This is a genomic window from Streptomyces sp. RG80 (assembly GCF_040446465.1).
In the GTDB taxonomy this organism is placed as follows: domain Bacteria; phylum Actinomycetota; class Actinomycetes; order Streptomycetales; family Streptomycetaceae; genus Streptomyces.
On the sequence record NZ_JBEAAJ010000011.1, the window covers coordinates 289,775 to 305,816 of the forward strand.

At 71.5% G+C, this 16,042-nt stretch carries 18 protein-coding genes; 15 read left to right on the top strand and 3 right to left on the bottom strand.

Annotated features, from left to right (window positions below):
- Positions 1–6 precede the first annotated feature (6 nt).
- Genes ABKA17_RS36020 through ABKA17_RS36040 form a run of 5 tightly spaced genes read left to right on the top strand, consistent with a single transcriptional unit; the run spans position 7 to position 4,606 of the window.
- Positions 7–873, top strand: a complete 867-nt coding sequence (locus ABKA17_RS36020; protein ID WP_353696555.1) for a VOC family protein — start codon at positions 7–9, stop codon at positions 871–873.
- Positions 870–1,727 carry a TIGR03619 family F420-dependent LLM class oxidoreductase gene (locus ABKA17_RS36025; protein ID WP_353696556.1) on the top strand — a complete coding sequence of 286 codons (858 nt, stop codon included), beginning with the start codon at positions 870–872 and terminating at the stop codon, positions 1,725–1,727. Before ABKA17_RS36020 ends, ABKA17_RS36025 begins: the two co-directional genes overlap by 4 nt.
- Complete coding sequence (locus ABKA17_RS36030) at positions 1,724–2,419, top strand: HAD-IA family hydrolase (RefSeq protein ID WP_353696557.1); 696 nt, start codon at positions 1,724–1,726, stop codon at positions 2,417–2,419. Before ABKA17_RS36025 ends, ABKA17_RS36030 begins: the two co-directional genes overlap by 4 nt.
- A complete protein-coding gene (locus tag ABKA17_RS36035) occupies positions 2,416–3,441 on the top strand; it encodes an ROK family protein (RefSeq protein ID WP_353696558.1) in 1,026 nt (341 codons plus the stop codon). The genes ABKA17_RS36030 and ABKA17_RS36035 overlap by 4 nt, the downstream gene beginning before the upstream one ends.
- Positions 3,442–3,481: 40 nt before the next feature.
- Complete coding sequence (locus ABKA17_RS36040; protein ID WP_353696559.1) at positions 3,482–4,606, top strand: alcohol dehydrogenase catalytic domain-containing protein; 1,125 nt, start codon at positions 3,482–3,484, stop codon at positions 4,604–4,606.
- Positions 4,607–4,842: 236 nt separating this feature from the next.
- Here ABKA17_RS36040 and ABKA17_RS36045 read toward each other — a convergent pair whose 3' ends face one another.
- The 3 genes from ABKA17_RS36045 to ABKA17_RS36055 all read right to left on the bottom strand — a co-directional run bounded on the left by ABKA17_RS36045 (position 4,843) and on the right by ABKA17_RS36055 (position 6,213).
- On the bottom strand, positions 4,843–5,289 hold the full coding sequence (locus ABKA17_RS36045) for an HflX-like GTP-binding protein (RefSeq protein WP_353696560.1): 447 nt from the start codon (positions 5,287–5,289) through the stop codon (positions 4,843–4,845).
- Positions 5,290–5,418: 129 nt separating this feature from the next.
- The gene (locus ABKA17_RS36050) at positions 5,419–5,907 is read right to left on the bottom strand and encodes a hypothetical protein (protein ID WP_353696561.1); all 489 of its coding nucleotides are present in this window, start codon (positions 5,905–5,907) and stop codon (positions 5,419–5,421) included.
- Between the two features lie 99 nt (positions 5,908–6,006).
- The gene (locus ABKA17_RS36055; protein WP_353696562.1) at positions 6,007–6,213 is read right to left on the bottom strand and encodes a hypothetical protein; all 207 of its coding nucleotides are present in this window, start codon (positions 6,211–6,213) and stop codon (positions 6,007–6,009) included.
- A gap of 170 nt (positions 6,214–6,383) precedes the next feature.
- Here ABKA17_RS36055 and ABKA17_RS36060 point away from each other — a divergent pair, with 170 nt between their 5' ends.
- The 10 genes from ABKA17_RS36060 to ABKA17_RS36105 all read left to right on the top strand — a co-directional run bounded on the left by ABKA17_RS36060 (position 6,384) and on the right by ABKA17_RS36105 (position 16,002).
- Positions 6,384–7,076, top strand: coding sequence for a histidine phosphatase family protein (locus ABKA17_RS36060; protein ID WP_353696563.1), 693 nt, complete (start codon positions 6,384–6,386; stop codon positions 7,074–7,076).
- A gap of 68 nt (positions 7,077–7,144) precedes the next feature.
- On the top strand, positions 7,145–7,933 hold the full coding sequence (locus ABKA17_RS36065; RefSeq protein ID WP_353696564.1) for a maleylpyruvate isomerase N-terminal domain-containing protein: 789 nt from the start codon (positions 7,145–7,147) through the stop codon (positions 7,931–7,933).
- 159 nt (positions 7,934–8,092) lie between these two features.
- Complete coding sequence (locus tag ABKA17_RS36070; RefSeq protein ID WP_353696565.1) at positions 8,093–8,881, top strand: GntR family transcriptional regulator; 789 nt, start codon at positions 8,093–8,095, stop codon at positions 8,879–8,881.
- 42 nt (positions 8,882–8,923) lie between these two features.
- A complete protein-coding gene (locus ABKA17_RS36075; RefSeq protein WP_030790138.1) occupies positions 8,924–9,151 on the top strand; it encodes a 4Fe-4S dicluster domain-containing protein in 228 nt (75 codons plus the stop codon).
- 14 nt (positions 9,152–9,165) lie between these two features.
- Positions 9,166–10,509: an ABC transporter substrate-binding protein gene (locus tag ABKA17_RS36080; RefSeq protein WP_353696566.1), complete on the top strand. Its 1,344-nt coding sequence runs from the start codon at positions 9,166–9,168 to the stop codon at positions 10,507–10,509.
- Positions 10,506–11,387, top strand: a complete 882-nt coding sequence (locus ABKA17_RS36085) for an ABC transporter permease (RefSeq protein ID WP_353696567.1) — start codon at positions 10,506–10,508, stop codon at positions 11,385–11,387. The genes ABKA17_RS36080 and ABKA17_RS36085 overlap by 4 nt, the downstream gene beginning before the upstream one ends.
- Entirely contained in the window at positions 11,371–12,162 is a 792-nt protein-coding gene (locus tag ABKA17_RS36090) for an ABC transporter ATP-binding protein (protein WP_353696568.1), read from the top strand. The genes ABKA17_RS36085 and ABKA17_RS36090 overlap by 17 nt, the downstream gene beginning before the upstream one ends.
- A gap of 10 nt (positions 12,163–12,172) precedes the next feature.
- Positions 12,173–14,929, top strand: a complete 2,757-nt coding sequence (locus ABKA17_RS36095; protein WP_502994483.1) for a fumarate reductase/succinate dehydrogenase flavoprotein subunit — start codon at positions 12,173–12,175, stop codon at positions 14,927–14,929.
- Positions 14,930–14,984: 55 nt separating this feature from the next.
- Positions 14,985–15,533: a hypothetical protein gene (locus tag ABKA17_RS36100; RefSeq protein WP_353696570.1), complete on the top strand. Its 549-nt coding sequence runs from the start codon at positions 14,985–14,987 to the stop codon at positions 15,531–15,533.
- Between the two features lie 97 nt (positions 15,534–15,630).
- Complete coding sequence (locus ABKA17_RS36105; RefSeq protein WP_353696571.1) at positions 15,631–16,002, top strand: antibiotic biosynthesis monooxygenase family protein; 372 nt, start codon at positions 15,631–15,633, stop codon at positions 16,000–16,002.
- The last annotated feature ends 40 nt before the right edge of the window (positions 16,003–16,042 follow it).

Here is a 16,042-nt window from a genome sequence, read left to right on the forward strand (position 1 = left end):
CCCCGTATGAGCACGACCCCGGACACCTCCCTGGCCCCCGCCCCGGGCATCCAAGTCCCGGCTCACCGGATCACGGTGGCGGTGCCCGACGTCGCGGAGGCCACCGCCTTCCTCGCGGAACTGGCCGGGCCCTCGACCGTGGACCGGCAGGGCGGCGCGGGCGTCGTCTCGTTCTCCCCCGGCATCGAGGTGCGGCTCGTGCCCACCGCGCCCGTCGGCACCCACGACACACCGCCCCGCCTGGTCGACATCGGCACCAACCACCTCTGCCTCCGGGTCGGCGACATCGAGGCGGCCGCCGCCCACCTGGAGAAGCTCCCCGGCGTCGAGGTCCTCGGCGACATCATCACCATCCCCGAGGGCCCGATCCGCGGAAACCGCTGGATCTACTTCCGCTCCCCGTGGGGCACCCTCTTCGAACTCCAGCAGTGGCCCGACACCCCGGGCTACGCCGACAGCACCGCCGAGCGGCTCCACCACGGCCAGCGTCCGGCGGACGACGCGCTCCTGCCGACCCTGCTCGGCCTGGACCACACCGGTTACAGCGTCCAGAGCCTCGACGCCGCCGTCGACCACCTGGTCACCCACCACCGCGCGCGGGTCGTGCTGCGCACCGAGATCGCAGCCGACCGGGCCTTCATGCGCCGCCAGTTCGACCTCGACGTCGAGGGCACTTCGGCGATGGCCATGGTCGTCGTCGACGACGCCCTCAACCTCGAACTCTTCGAGCACGGTGTCCCCGGCCAGGCGCCGCCGCGCCCTCTCGACCGCCTCGGCGGCAACCTGCTCGAACTCGACGCCTCACCGCGACCCGCCTCGACAGCCCGTCACACCCCCTTCGGGCTCACTCTTCCCGGGCCGGTGACCTCGTGAAATTCGGCATCAACCTGCCCAACTTCGGCCCCCAGATGACCCCCGAGGGCATGCTCCACTGGACCCTCGAGGCCGAACGGCTCGGCTTCGACACCGTCCTGGTCTCCGACCACCTCGCCCTCACCGACGACGCCCACCGGCGCTCCCCCGCCCCCTTCCACGAGAGCCTCGCCACCCTCTCCTGGCTGGCCGGGCAGACCCGGACCGTCCGCCTCGGCGCGGGCGTCCTCATCGCCTCCCACCGCCATCCGATCGCACTCGCCCGGGCCACCGCCACCATCGACCGGCTCAGCGGCGGCCGCCTCGTCGTAGGCGTAGGCGTCGGCTGGGCCCCGCGCGCCTTCGACGTCCTGGGCGTGGACTTCCGCCGGCGCGGGGCCCTCACCGACCAGACCCTGGACGTCCTGGTCGAGGCATGGACGTCGGACACCGTCACCCACCGCGGCCACCGGGTGCACACGGCGCCGAGGCCCGTACAGGATCCGCACCCGCCGCTGTGGATCGGCGGCAACGGACCGCCCGCCCTGAAACGCGTCAACCGCGTCGGTACCGCCTGGCACCCGTTGCACCCCAGTCGGCAACTGTGCGCCCGGGCCGCCGGATTCCTCGCGGATGGCAAGCAGTTCGCCCCGAGGATCTTCTTCCTGCCCACCACCACCCCCGCCGACCCTGACTCCCGGCCCCTCGGCTACGGCACACCCGACCAGATCCGCGCCGACATCGCCTTCCTCCGCGACCTCGGCGCCGACCACGTGATCCTCGACACCGACCCCGGCGACCAGCGTCTGCGCAGGCACTGGAAGGAAGACCTCGACCTGATCCGGTTCGCCGCCGACACCCTGGAGATCGGATGACCTCGCCCCACGCCGTGACGGCCCGCGCGCTGCTCTTCGACATGGACGGCACCCTGGTCGACTCCGCCGTCTCCATCGACCGCGTCTGGCGGGACTTCGCCGCCCGCCACCGCCTCGACCCGGCGACCGTGCTCGCCGCGCTGCCCGGCCGCACCGCGCACGACATCGTCGCCGGGCTCCTGCCCACGGCCGACTCGGCAGGCGTCACCGCCGAAGTCGCCTGGATCCGGGAGCGCGAGGAGGCCACCGCCGACACGGTCACCGAGATCCCCGGCGCCCGCCGGCTGCTCAGCTCCCTGCCCGAGCGCACCTGGGCCGTCGTCACCTCCGCCTCCCGCACCATGACCGAACGCCGCCTGGCCGCCGCCGGACTGCCCCTGCCCGCCGTCGCCGTCTGCGCCGACGACGTCCGGGCCGGCAAACCCGACCCCGAGGGCTTCCGTGCCGCGGCCCGTCTCCTGGACGTGGACATCGCCGACTGCCTCCTCTTCGAGGACTCCGCTCCCGGTCTGCTCGCCGCCCGCCGCTCCGGCGGAACGCCCGTCGCCGTCGCCGCCCCCGCCGACGAACCGGCCTCGTACCGGGTCGACGACCTGACCGCCGTCACCGCCCACGTCCGGGACGGCCGTATCCGCCTGGACATCCGGCAGCCCCTGGCACCCGCCGAACCGGCAGAGGAGATACGGCTGTGAGCACACCGGCCGCCCCGACCGCCGCGGCACGGGACCGCGACGACCAGGTACGTACCGAGGTCGCCGTCGACCTCGGAGGAACCTGGCTGCGGATCAGGAACGGCTCCGGGGAAACCGTGCGGCTCCCCGCACCCAGCGTCCTCAACCAGCCCGGCGAAGATCCCGCGGCGCTCCTGGAGCAGCTGATCGAGACGCTGGCCGACGCGGCACCGGCGCACGCGCGCGTGGCGATGTCGTGCGGTGCCGCCATGGACGAGGAGCAGGGCGTGCTGCACGGCTCGGGCCCGCTCTGGGGCGGTGGCCCGGACCGGCCCGTCCCGCTCCGGGCCCTGCTCACCGCCCGGCGCCCGGACGTCCGTTGGCACCTGTTCAACGATGTCACGGCCGGACTCGCGAGCTTCGTCGAGCGGTTCGCCCTGCCTCACCATCGCCGGGTCGTGTACGTCACCGTGAGCAGCGGCATCGCCCTGCGCACCGCCGACCTCGACGAACGTTCCGTCCCGGTCGACGCCCACGGCATACAAGGCGAGGTCGGGCACCTCCGGGCCGTCTCCACCGCACCCGACGCCGTCCGCGCACTGGACTGCCCGTGCGGCGGCACCGGCCACGTCGCCGCCGTGTCCGCCGGACCCGCGCTGCCGCACGTCGCGGCGGCGCTCGGCATCGCACACCCCGAGCGCATCCGCGACGAACTCCCCGACCGGCTACGGTCCGGGGACCCGGCCGCCCACCGCCTGCTCAGCACCGTCGTCGAACCCGTCGCGGAGATCGTGCGCACCGTGCGCTGCCTCGATCCCCGTATCGACCTCATCGGCATCGGCGGCGGCTACGCCGAGGGCCTCGGCGACCCCTACCGCGCCGAACTGGTGCGCCAGGTCAGCGAGGTACGCAGCTACGCCGACCGCGACACCGGCCCCGACCGGGCCGCGCCGTGGCTTCGGCTGTGCCGCCCCGGCGAGGTGGACCCGATGGCGGGCGCCGTCGCGCTCTCCCACGGTCGACTGACCGTCACCAAACGCTGAGACCATTCCCGTTCGACCGTCACCATCCAGGAAGGCCCTCATGCCGGCCACGGCCACCCACCGCGCGATCGTCCGCCACGGCACCACCTGCCGTATCGAGGAGGTCCCCACCCCGAATCCCGGCGAGGGCGAACTCCTGCTCGCACCCGAGCATGTGAGCCTGTGCGGCACCGACATCCAGATCCTGCGCGGGGACCGCGACGACCCCTCACCCGTCGTGGGGCACGAGGGTGCCGCCCAGGTCGTCGCCGCCGGACCCGGCACCGACGGTTTCGCCCCCGGCGACCGGGTGATCGTCAACCCGACCCACCCCGGCGACCCGTCCTTCCTCCTCGGCCACAACGTGCCGGGCCTCTTCCAGCAACGCGTCCTCATCGGCGCCTCGGCGGTCCGCGGCGGCCTGGTCTCCCACCTCCCCGAAGACCTCCCCGCCGCCCGCGCCACCCTCGTCGAACCGTACGCCGTCGTCCGCTACGCCCTGTCCTGCCTGGCGGCCTCGGCCCCTGACACCCTCGTCGTCCACGGCGACGGGCTGACCGGCAATCTCGCCGCGCTTCTCGCGCCCCACTTCCTGTTCCCCACGGTCCGTGTCGTCGTGGTCCACCGCACCGAGGCCGGCCTCAAGTGGACCCAGGCCCATGTCCCGCACGCGGTGAGCGTCCTCGCCGACGACCCCCTCGACCGGCATGTCTCCGGCGCCGCCGCGCTCCTCGTCACCACCCATCGCGGCGGAACCGTCCCGGCCGTCGAAGCCGCCGTCACCGCCCTCGGCGAGCGCCTGGTGGCCGTCCACCCCCTCGGCGGCGTCCCGCCCCGCGCCACCACGCCCCTGCTGCCGGGCGTCGACCTCGACGGCGTCCGCCGTGCGGGCACCGGCGGGCCCTGGCCCCCGGCCACCACCACCTTCACCCGCCCCGGCCTGCGCCTCACCTTCAGCGGCAACCGAGGCGTCACCAACCCCCAACTCCTCGCCGCCGCCGAAGCCTTGCGCGCAGACAGCAGCGTCGATCCGCTCCTCACCCACGTCATGGACCTGGAGCCCGGCGTCCGCCACCTCAACCGGATCATCGGCGACCGCACCCGCACCGTCGACGGCGAACTCGTCGTCCGCCTGGTCATCGACCTCGGCAACGGCCCCTCGCCCCGGCCCACCCAACTGCCGTAGCCCCACGCCACGATGCGTGGAACACCGCCGCACGGGGCCCCGGCCGGAGGGACCGATTCACCTGGCCGGGGTGGGATGGTTCTGACACGAGCGGAACACAACAGGAACCCGCTGTCGTTCAGCCCGGGGGCTCACGACCTGTCGCAGCGAACGCTCTCGCCGAACGCTGGTACCAACTCGCCCAGGAGCGCAGCACCTTCGAAACCACGGTCGACTTCTGAACCGACTCCGTGCAGTCACTGCTCGGGGAACAGAGATCTGTCCGCTTCGGGCGCGCTGTGCGAGTGGTCAGCCAAGGGTGAGATCTCGGAGAGACTGACGGCAGGGCGGCCGAGCGTCTTCGTCAACACACGCTGTTGACGCTCCGTCAGGGCAGCGACGAAGACCACTACGTCAGCGGCGGCCCCTTCACAAGCCGCGGCCACTTCACGGACCTTCCCGTAGCTCAGCAGCGTCCGCGAAGAGTACGGCAAGGCCATCTTCTTGACCCCGCCGTCAGAGACACCGCGCCTCTGCACGATCCGCCCGACCACCCGAGCACCGTGCGATGTCAGTTCCGCGACCGCCGAGTCCATGAGCGCGACGAAGTTCTTCTCCTTCGCGGAGAAGTAGCCGACGACCATGACCTTCGCCCCCGCGACCCGCACAGGTGAAGTCCGGCGCTCGCCGGACTCCGTTCCCACGCGGCGAGCTGGGCGCCGGTCGCGCCTTCGGGGTTGATGCATGCCCCACAGGCTAGGCGCCCCGCCCCCTACGGCGACACGCGTTATCTCATCGGCCGAAACCAAAGAACAAGGGGAACGGGACCCCGGTCACGGGCCGGAGCTGGATACGGCACTCGGATTGGTCGTGTCGAAGCAGACCCAGTTCGTACCGGGGTCGACGTAGAACGCACCGGAGTACGTCCCGCCGGTTACCGCGCGGTCGAAGGACTCGCTCCGTACCCACCGGGCGCCCTTGGGCATGAACTGCACGAGTTCTTCCGGCAGTCCACTCGGCGTCGCGGGGAGGAACTCCCGCTGCGGCGCCCCCGTGAGGGCGGCGCCGCCACCCGCTCTCAGCTGGGCGAAGCCCACCACACGAACATCGGTGGGACCCGGAACGGACGCCCTGGAATCGGTACCCAGCGTGACGCCGACCCAATGCGCGTTGGAGAGCGGGCCAAGCACGGCGAACCGCCGTTCCAGCGGCTCCGAGTCCGTGCGGATCTTGTTTCCATCCGTGCTTTTCGCAGTCGACGTACACGCCGCGAGCACCGTCGCCGCGCCCAGCACGAGCACGCTGCGACGTCCCAGATCCACGAAACTGCGCATAAGACCCGTTCCCCCCCGCGGCCCCTTACCCAAGGCCCTGATCGTATCTACCGCCTCGAGACCTCCACCCCTTGCTTCAGAAGTGGATCACCTGCGAGCCCGACGTTCTGCGGCCGCGTGCCACCAACCCGGCGGAGAGGGGGCGGCGGCTTGGGCGGTCGGCTGGTCGGGGTGCAGTCCGTGGCGTCGCAGAGCGTCGGCGTGGACACGGACGTCGAACCAGCCGTGCCAGTGACCGTCGGAACCGACACCGCAGGCGAGGCCCCAACGGACCTCATCGTCATCGAAGGGCATCCAGTCGATGCCGCGATCACGCAGTCAAGCGCGAACGGCCGCCATGGGCGCGAGGCAGCCCGGCAGGTTCTCGTAGGCGGTGACAGTGAGCCAGTCGGCGCTCGGCGTGGTCATGTGTCCATCATGCCCGGCACCGATGCGGTGTTGCGAGCGGAGGCGACACTAAGACAATGAACAGCACCGGTCGAGCATCTGAGCCTGGCCGCACCAGCGTCGGCGTACGCGTTTGGTGTCTGCGCCATGGCGAGTCCCAGAACATCACCGCCCACGTCGCTGGGGCAGTGCCGGCGGCACCACTGACGCAGCACGGACGCGGCCAAGCCGTCGCGGCAGCCCAAGTCCTCGCGGGCGAGCCGATCGCCAGGATCTACACCAGCACGGCTTTGCGGACACGCCAGACCGCGGAGCTGCTCACCGCCACACCGGCTGCCGGCGTCTCAGTGTTGCCGGGCCTGGTCGAAATGGGCATCGGCCGACACGAGGGGTCAACCGACCCCGCCGTCCGGAAACAGACAGCCGAAGTGCTGCGCGCCTGGGTTGTCGAGCGGGATCTGGGCCGACGTGTCGCGGACGGCGAAACGGGATACGACGTCGTTGCCCGCACTACAGCGGCCCTCCAGCAGATCGTCGGCGCCCACCCCGGCGAGACCGTCGCGGTCGTCGGCCATGTCGCCGCCCTCACCGTCACCCTCAGCCGACTCTGCGCCCTCGGCGCCCGAGTCTGGGGGACACCCCTGCCGCACGCCCACCCCTTCCTCGTGGAATGGAACGGCCATGCCTGGCACTGCCCGGCATGGCCTGGCGCAGTAGATGGGCCCACAACCACGCCCGATGGGTGTTCGCTGTCAACACCCGCCCCCTGACCTCGACATCACTCCCCGAGCCATGAAATCGCTGTCCACCGACCGGGAGGCAGTGATAGACAACCGCGGTGGATAGCACCCTGGAGTTCGCCGACCTGCTGCTGACGATCGACGAACGCGCGACAGCCGTCCGTGCCGCGATCGCCACCGCGCCCAGCCTCGACATACAGGTTCCGACCTGCCCCGAATGGACACTCTTCGAGCTGGTGCAGCATCTGGGGCAGGGGCGCCGTTTCTGGGCCGCCACCGTCGCCGCGGGGCCGGCCGGCGCTCCCCCGGACAACGCCATCGCCGAGCGCGCCGCGGCGGCACCCGGCGAACGTGAGGCGCTGCTGGCCTGGTCGGCCGCCTCCACCCGGCAGCTCGTGGACGCGTTGCGGGAAGCCGGCCCGGATCGCGGCTGCTGGACCTGGTGGGGTGCCTCGCAGCCACCGCAGACCTGTGGCGCCGTGGCCCGCCACCAGCTCCAGGAGGTCGCGGTGCACACGTATGACGTCCAGAACACCCTCGGCGCACCGCAGCCACTGCCGATCGAGACGGCACTCGACGGGGTCGACGAATTCCTGTCCACCTGCGTCGCCACGACCAGCCCCTGGCCGCACCAGCCCGCCACCCTCGGCTTCCATGCCGCCGAAGGGCGCTCCTTGCGTCTCACCCTCGACAACGACGGCGCACGCTTCGCCCGCCTCCCCGCCACTGCCGTCGGAGAACACCTCGACGCATTCGGCGTCTCCATCCACGGCACGGCGAGTGACCTGGTGCTGTTCATCCACGACCGCATCCCGGCCGACTCCCTGCGCATCGTCGGAGACACAGAGCCCATCGACCTCCTCCGCGCCTGGGACCCGGAGGAGTAACACGTTCGGCCACCAACCCGCTTCCGGTGGCGGCGGACCGTGGCACATCTCTCCTCCCACCTACCAAAAGGCCAGGTCAGCGGGATATCTAATGGGGTGTCAGGTGGCGCAACACTTCTGCAACACCACTATCCCTACCGGATAAGTATGGTTCGGGCCATGCCGCCCACCGATCGCATCCGAGACCACGCCGGCCAGGGCGCGCCCACCGTCGCCGCCCAGCGCACGCGGCGTCGGTTGCGCGCGGACCGGGCACGTCAGCTCGCCGACCTCCTGCGCCACCAGCTTCTGACCGGGGGTTTCCCGGCGGGCACCCTGCCGCACGAGTCGAGCCTCGCCACGGACTACCGGGCTTCCCGGAATACCGTCCGCGAGGCCCTCGACCTCCTGCGCGCCGAGGGTCTGGTGGATCGCCTCCCCGGCGTCGGGACAGTGGTCGTCGCCCAGAAGTACCCCCACGGGCTCGACCGGCTGATGGGCCTCGCGGAGACCCTGCGTGAACACGGCCGCGTCACCAACGAGGTCCGCACCATGGGCCCCGCCCCCGCGCCCGCCCCCGTCGCCGAGCGCCTCCGTGTCCCACCCGGCGCCGACGTGCTCTACATCGAACGGCTCCGTCGCCTGGGCGGGCTGCCGCTCTCCCTGGACCTCACCTACATCCCCCTCGACATCGGTACCGCACTCCTCGGCGCCGACCTGGAGAACACCGACGTCTTCCGCCTCCTGGAAGCCATCACCGGCCAGGGACTCGGCCACGCCGAGATCACCCTGGAGGCGGTGAGCGCGGACGCCCACTCCGCCACCGTCCTGGAGGCCCCCCGCGGCGCGGCCGTCCTGATGCTGGAACGGCTCACCCACCTCGCCGACGGCCGCCCGGTCGACCTGGAGTTCATCCGCTTCCGCGGCGACCGCATCACGATGAGCGGCCTGCTGCACCGCTCCCTGTAGACGCCCCCCGCTTCACACAGCATCACCTTTCTGGAGACAGCCATGCCCTTGGTGCCCCAGCGGGCCGACGTGCCCGTGACCATCGACGAGTCGAAGTGCATCGACGGATGCACGCTCTGCGTGGACATGTGCCCGCTGGACTCGCTCGCCATCGACGAGTCCAACGGCAAGGCGTACATGCATGTCGACGAGTGCTGGTACTGCGGCCCGTGCGCGGCCCGCTGTCCCACCGGAGCCGTCACGGTCAACATGCCCTATCTGCTCCGCTGAGAGGCCCAACTCCCATGAAACGCACGGCAGTCGCACTCGCCGCGTCCGCTCTTCTGCTCCCCCTGTCCGCCTGCGGCGGCAGCGCCGAGGCGGGCAGCGGTTCGACGGTGACCGTCACCGTCGGATACCAGTCCAAGACCATCAACACGGTCACGGCCGGCACCCTGCTGCGCTCCCTCGGTTACTTCGAGAAGCAGCTCAACGCCCTCCACGACGGGAAGACGTACAAGGTCGACTGGCAGGACTACGCCACCGGCGCGCCCATCACCGCGCAGATGACCGCCGGGAAGATCGACATCGGTTCGATGGGCGACTTCCCGCTGCTCATCAACGCGGCCCGCGGCAAGCAGCTGGGCAAGCCCACCCACCTGGTCTCGGTCACCGGCTACAACCTCAAGGGCGGCCTCAACACGGTCGTGGTCCCTCCGGCGTCCAAGCTCGGATCCCTCAAGGACCTCAAGGGCAAGAAGGTCTCCACGAGCGTCGGCTCCGCCGCCGACGGCACGCTCGTACGGGCTCTTCAGCGGGCCGGCATCGACCCGGACAAGGGCATCGAGAAGCTGAACCAGCAGCCCGCGGTGGGCGCCTCGGCCCTCTCGGCAGGCAGCGCGGACGCCCTGTCGCAGTTCGTCGCCTGGCCGGGCCTGCTCGCCTACCAGGGCAAGGCGAAGGCGCTCTACGACGGTGCCGAGCTGAATCTGCCCACCTTCCACGGCGTCACCGCCCGCGAGGACTTCGCGACGCAGCGCCCGGCCGTACTGGAAGCCTTCCTGAAGGCCCAGGCGGAGGCGACCGACTACCTCAACGCCCAGCCGGTGGCGGCCGCCGAGAAGGTCGCGAAGGCCACCGGACTGCCCGCCGAGGTCGTCTACCTCTACAACGGCGCCCACGGCATCTCCACCTTCGACCCGGCCGTCAAGCCGCAGCTCGTCTCCGCGCTCAAGCAGGACGTGTCGGTCCTGAAGGCGGCCAAGCTGACCGGCGACATCGACGTGGACTCCTTCGTCGACGACAGCTACGTCAAGAAGGCCCTCGGCGCCGGCTACGCCAAGCAGCTCGCCGCCACCCCGCCGGCCGCCGCGAGCGAGGTCTGGCCCAAGGGCGAGACGAAGACGCGCAGCTTCACCTCCCCCGCCCTACTCCTCGCCTACGTCGCCCAGCACAAGGACGGCATCCGCGCCGCCTACGTCCCCGACGCCACCACCGGCACCCTCTGGTTCGCCGACAAGGCCGTGTGGGTGGCGGACGGCAAGGAGCTGCTGCCCTTCGTCGCCCCGGACACCGCGCGGGCCTACGTGGCCGGTCACGTCGGCGCCCGGGTGATCACGTACGCGGACGCGCTGGGACGGGCCTCGTGAGCCGGTACCCCGGGCGGATCGGCCGGCTCGTGCTGCGAGCCGGTTCGCTGGCCGCCGCTCTCGGCCTGTGGCAGCTGCTGACCACCTACGACGTGAACCTGTGGGTGCGTTTCGCGCAGTTCCCGACGGTCACCGACGTGGCCCGGACCTTCGCCGACCGGCTCGCCGGCGCCGACTACTGGACCGACCTCACCGACAGCCTGACCCGGATCGTGACCGGCTTCCTGCTCGCCGCCGTCCTGGGCGTCGCCACCGGCGTGCTCGTGGCACGCTCGCGGCTCGCCGAGGACCTGCTCGGCCCGGTCCTCGAGGTCGTACGGCCCATCCCGGCCATCGCCATGGTCCCCGTCGCGATCCTCCTGTTCCCCTCCAACGAACAGGGCATCGTCTTCATCACCTTCACCGCCGCGTTCTTCCCGGTGCTGGTCTCCACCCGGCACTCGGTGCGCGCGCTGACCCCGGTGTGGGAGGAGGCGGTGCGCACCATGGGCGGCGGCCGGTCGCGGATCCTCGGCTCGGTGGTCCTGCCGGGCGCGCTGCCGGGCATCTTCGGCGGCCTGTCGGTCGGCATCGGCGTGTCCTGGATCTGTGTGATCTCCGCCGAGATGATCTCCGGCCAGTACGGCGTCGGCTACCGCACCTGGCAGGACTACACGATCGTCAACTACCCGGGCGTCTTCGTCGGCATGGTCACCATCGGCCTGCTCGGCTGGCTGACGTCCACCGCCGTCGAGCTCGTCGGCCGCCGCCTGACCCGCTGGCTGCCCCGCACCTCGTACACCCCCGCCGCCCGGCCTCGACCCGCACGGAACCCGGCGACGACGTCCACCACCGAACCCGCCAAGGCCGCGGAGGCACGCGATGAGCACCTCGTCTGACACCCGGCCCGCCGAGGCGAGGACCACGCCGGCGACCTCGCGCGGCACCCGCCTCACCCTGCGCGGTGCCACCCTCGGACGGCCGGACGCCCCGGCCGTGGCCGACGTCGACCTGGACGTCCACGCCGGGGAGATCCTCACCGTCGTCGGCCCCTCCGGCTGCGGCAAGTCGACGCTGCTGCGCACCTTCGCCGGTCTGCTGCCCACGCTGGGCGGGGCGGTGGAACAGGACGGCCGACCGCTGACCGGACCGGGCGCGGACCGGGCGCTGGTCTTCCAGGAAGACGCCCTGCTGCCCTGGCGCACCCTGCGTGCCAACATCGAACTGCCCCTCGCCATCCAAGGCGTGCCGCGCGCCCGGCGCAGGGAGCAGGCCCAGGCCTGGCTGGAGCGGGTCGGACTCGCCGACCGGGCACGGCAGTTGCCGCACCGCGTCTCCGGCGGACAGCGCCAGCGCGCCCAGCTCGCCCGCGCCCTGGCCGGCCGACCACGCGCCGTGCTCATGGACGAACCCTTCGGCGCGCTCGACGCCCAGACCCGCGCCGGCATGCAGGACCTGCTGGTGGACGTGTTGCACGGCACCGGCGCGACCGTCGTCTTCGTCACCCACGACGTCGACGAAGCCCTGTTCCTCGGCGACCGCGTGGCCCTCCTCGGCTCCGGCCGGCTCATCGCCGTACGCCAGGTGCCGCGTCCGCGCGAGCGCTCGACGCACGACGACCCGGCCCATGTGGCGCTGCGGCGCGACATCCTCACTTCGCTCGGTACCACCTGAAAGGCCCTCGGTGACCACCTCCGTGAACACCCCGCTGGAGATCCCCGCCCTCACCGACGCCGAGGAACTCACCTGTGACGTCCTCGTCATCGGCGGTGGCACCGCCGGCACCATGGCGGCGCTGACCGCCGCCGAGCACGGCGCCGACGTCCTGCTGCTGGAGAAGGCACACGTCCGCCACTCCGGCGCACTCGCGATGGGCATGGACGGTGTCAACAACGCCGTCATCCCCGGCCGCGCCGAGCCCGACGACTACGTCGCCGAGATCACCCGCGCCAACGACGGCATCGTCGACCAGTCCACCGTCCGCCAGACCGCCACCCGCGGCTTCGCCATGGTGCAGCGCCTGGAGTCGTACGGCGTGAAGTTCGAGAAGGACGAGCACGGCGAGTACGCGGTCCGCCAGGTCCACCGCTCCGGCTCCTATGTGCTGCCGATGCCGGAGGGCAAGGACGTCAAGAAGGTGCTGTACCGGCAGCTTCGGCGCCGTGAGATGCGGGAGCGGATCCGCATCGAGAACCGCGTGATGCCGGTGCGGGTGCTCACCGCCGAGGGGCGGGCCGTGGGGGCGGTCGGCTTCAACACCCGTACGGGCGCGTTCGTCACGGTCCGCGCGGGCGCGGTGATCCTTGCGACCGGCGCCTGCGGCCGCCTCGGCCTGCCCGCCTCCGGCTACCTCTACGGCACGTACGAGAACCCGACCAACGCGGGCGACGGCTACGCGATGGCGTACCACGCGGGCGCCGAGCTGACCGGCATCGAGTGCTTCCAGATCAACCCGCTGATCAAGGACTACAACGGCCCCGCGTGCGCCTACGTCGCCAACCCCTTCGGCGGCTACCAGGTCAACCGGCACGGCGAGCGCTTCGTCGACTCCGACTACTGGTCGGGGCAGATGATGGCCGAGTTCGCGGCGGAGGTGGCCGGCGACCGGGGGCCGGTGTACCTGAAGCTAAGCCATCTCCCGGAGGAGTCGATCGACGCCCTGGAGTCGATCCTGCACACCACCGAGCGCCCCACCCGCGGCACCTTCCACGAGGGCCGCGGCCATGACTACCGCACCCACGACATCGAGATGCACATCTCCGAGATCGGCCTGTGCGGCGGCCATTCGGCCTCGGGGGTACGGGTGGACGACCACGCCCGTACGACCGTCCCCCGGCTGTACGCCGCCGGAGACCTGGCCTGCGTCCCCCACAACTACATGATCGGGGCGTTCGTCTTCGGTGACCTCGCGGGCGCGGACGCGGCCCAACACAAGCCCTACGAGGGCGAGTTGCCCCTCGATCAGATCGAGGACGCCCACGAGCTGATCTACCGCCCACTGCGCAACCCCGACGGCCCGCCGCAGCCCCAGGTCGAGTACAAGCTGCGCCGCTTCGTGAACGACTATGTGGCCCCGCCCAAGTCGGGCGCCCGGCTCTCCCTGGCCCTGGAGTCGTTCGAGCGGACGCGCGCCGACATCGCCGAGATGGGCGCCCAGACACCGCATGAGCTGATGCGCTGCGCCGAGGTCAGTTTCATCCGCGACTGCGCGGAGATGGCCGCGCGGTCCTCGCTGGCCCGCACCGAGTCCCGCTGGGGTCTCTACCACGAACGTCTCGACCACCCGCAACGCGACGACGCGTCCTGGTTCCACCATCTCGACCTGCGCAAGTCCCCTACGGGGGCCATGGAGTTCACGGCCCGTCCCGTGAGCCCCTACCTCGTTCCGGTCGAGGGTTTCGCGCCCGTCGGGGGCGCCTCCCGTCACCTGGGCGAGGTCCACGCGGAACAGGTGGCGACCGCGGGCGCCCGTGAAACGGCGCCGGTGGCGTTGCGCCAGGAGTCCACCGAGACCGGCACGGCCGTCCCGGTCGGCGCCAAGGTGGACACTCCGGCCACACCTCGGCTGCTGGAGCTCCTCTCCCTCACCGAGGAGGAGCTGCCCGAACTGGCCGTCCTCAGCCCGTACTTGGCCGACCCCGACCCCACCGTGCGCCGTACGGCCGTCACGGTCCTGACGGAGTCCGTGCCCTCAGGGACGGGACCGGCGCTGGCCACGGCGCTGGCCGACCCCGACGCCGGGGTCCGCACCGCCGCGGCCGCCTCGCTGCGGGAACTGGTCGAGACACTGCCGCCCGAACCGGCCCTGCGCGACGGCCTCGCCGCCGCCCTGTCGGAGGCGGACCCCGTGGTCCGCGCCGCCGCGCTGGACGTCCTGCGCGCCCTGCGCCTGGGTGACGTGGAGCTGTTCGCGGCGTCGCTCTCTGACCCGGACATCGCCGTCCGTATCGAGGCCGTACGGGCGCTCGTGTCGGTCGACGCCGCCGAGGAAGTGGCTCGTGCGGCCGCCGTCGATCCCTCCCGCGAGGTCCGGGTCACCATCGCCAAGGGCCTGGCCGCCGCGGGCCTGGACTCGGGCGTCGTCCTCTCGGCCCTCGCTGAGCTCGTGACCGACTCCGACGCGCTGGTCCGTGGGGCCGCCTTCGAGGCGCTGGGCACGGCGGGCTGCCCGCCCACCCTGGCCGCCCGCGCCGAGGCGGCCCTCGCCGACCCGGCCTGGCAGGTACGAGCCGGCGCCGCCACCGCCCTGTCCGCCGCGGATCCCGGCCTCGCCGTCCCCGCGCTCGCCAAGGCCGTCGCCGATCCCAACGCCGACGTCCGCAAGGCCGCCGTACGGGCCCTGACCCGCCATCGCACCCTCACCGAGGCCCAGGTGGCCCTGGCCGCCGCGACGACGGACTCGGACGCGGACGTCAGGGCCTACGCGGCACGGGCACTGTGACCACGCCTGTGCCTGGGTCCGGGGTGTGTCAGTGGCGCCGGTTATGTTGCCGGGTATGACTACTGGTTGGATCGACTGCGGCGTCATCACGTGGCTGGGGGCAGGACGGTACTGGGAGGACGAGACCGTCCTCGTCTACTTCAAGGGGACCGGCCTGGCCGCGATGATCGAAGGGCTCGCCGCGCAGAACCGGCCGCCGTTGGCCTACGGCGACGACCCGGCACCGGGCGACTGGGGTGTGATGGTGCACCACATGTTCAACCGCGACGACTACGACCTGATCGACTACCGCGAGCTGTGCCCCCAAGGCGCCGAGCTGGTGGTGTTCGTGCCCAACCCCTCTGTCGCCAAGGCCCACAGACCCAAGGCGTACCACTACAAGGACGGCCGGGCGGCGTCCTGCGTCGACTACGAGGATCCCGACTACGTCGGACAGTACTGGCCCAACAAGTTGGCCCCGCTGATCACGGCGGCCGAGCTGGACCACGAGAGCGAGACGTACGAGGAGCAGCTGACCCAGCTGATCTGTGAGCACCTGGGGCTGCCCGCACTGGATCGCGACGCGATGACGGTGGACCACGACCTGCTGGCCAATTACCTCTAGGAGTTCCTGACGCCTTTGGTCAAGACTCGGATCCCTTATGGATCCCGTTCGGGAAAGACACCGGATCGTCGGTCGCACGCTGTCCTACAGTGACGACATGAGCGATCAAGCCGATGCACCTGTCACTCCCGTCGAGGCCTTTGAACCCCCTTACTACGTAGCGGTCTTCACCTCGCTGCGCACCCAGGACCAGAACGGCTACAGCGAGACCGCCACCCGCATGGAAGAGCTGGTGAAGGAGGTCCCCGGGTACCTGGGGATGGACGAGGCACACACCCCTGGCGGACTGTCGATCACCGTCGGGTACTTCCGCGACGCCGACGCCCTCGCGCAGTGGCGGAGCAACGCCGAGCACCGTGTGGCGCAGAAGCGCGGCCAGGCCGACTGGTACGAGCGCTACTCGCTGCATGTGGCGAAGGTCGAGCGGAGTCAGGGGTTCGTGCGAGCGCGGAACCCGGCGGCGGGCTGACCGACGCAGGCGTCATGGCCGACTCCCCCGCCAACCACGC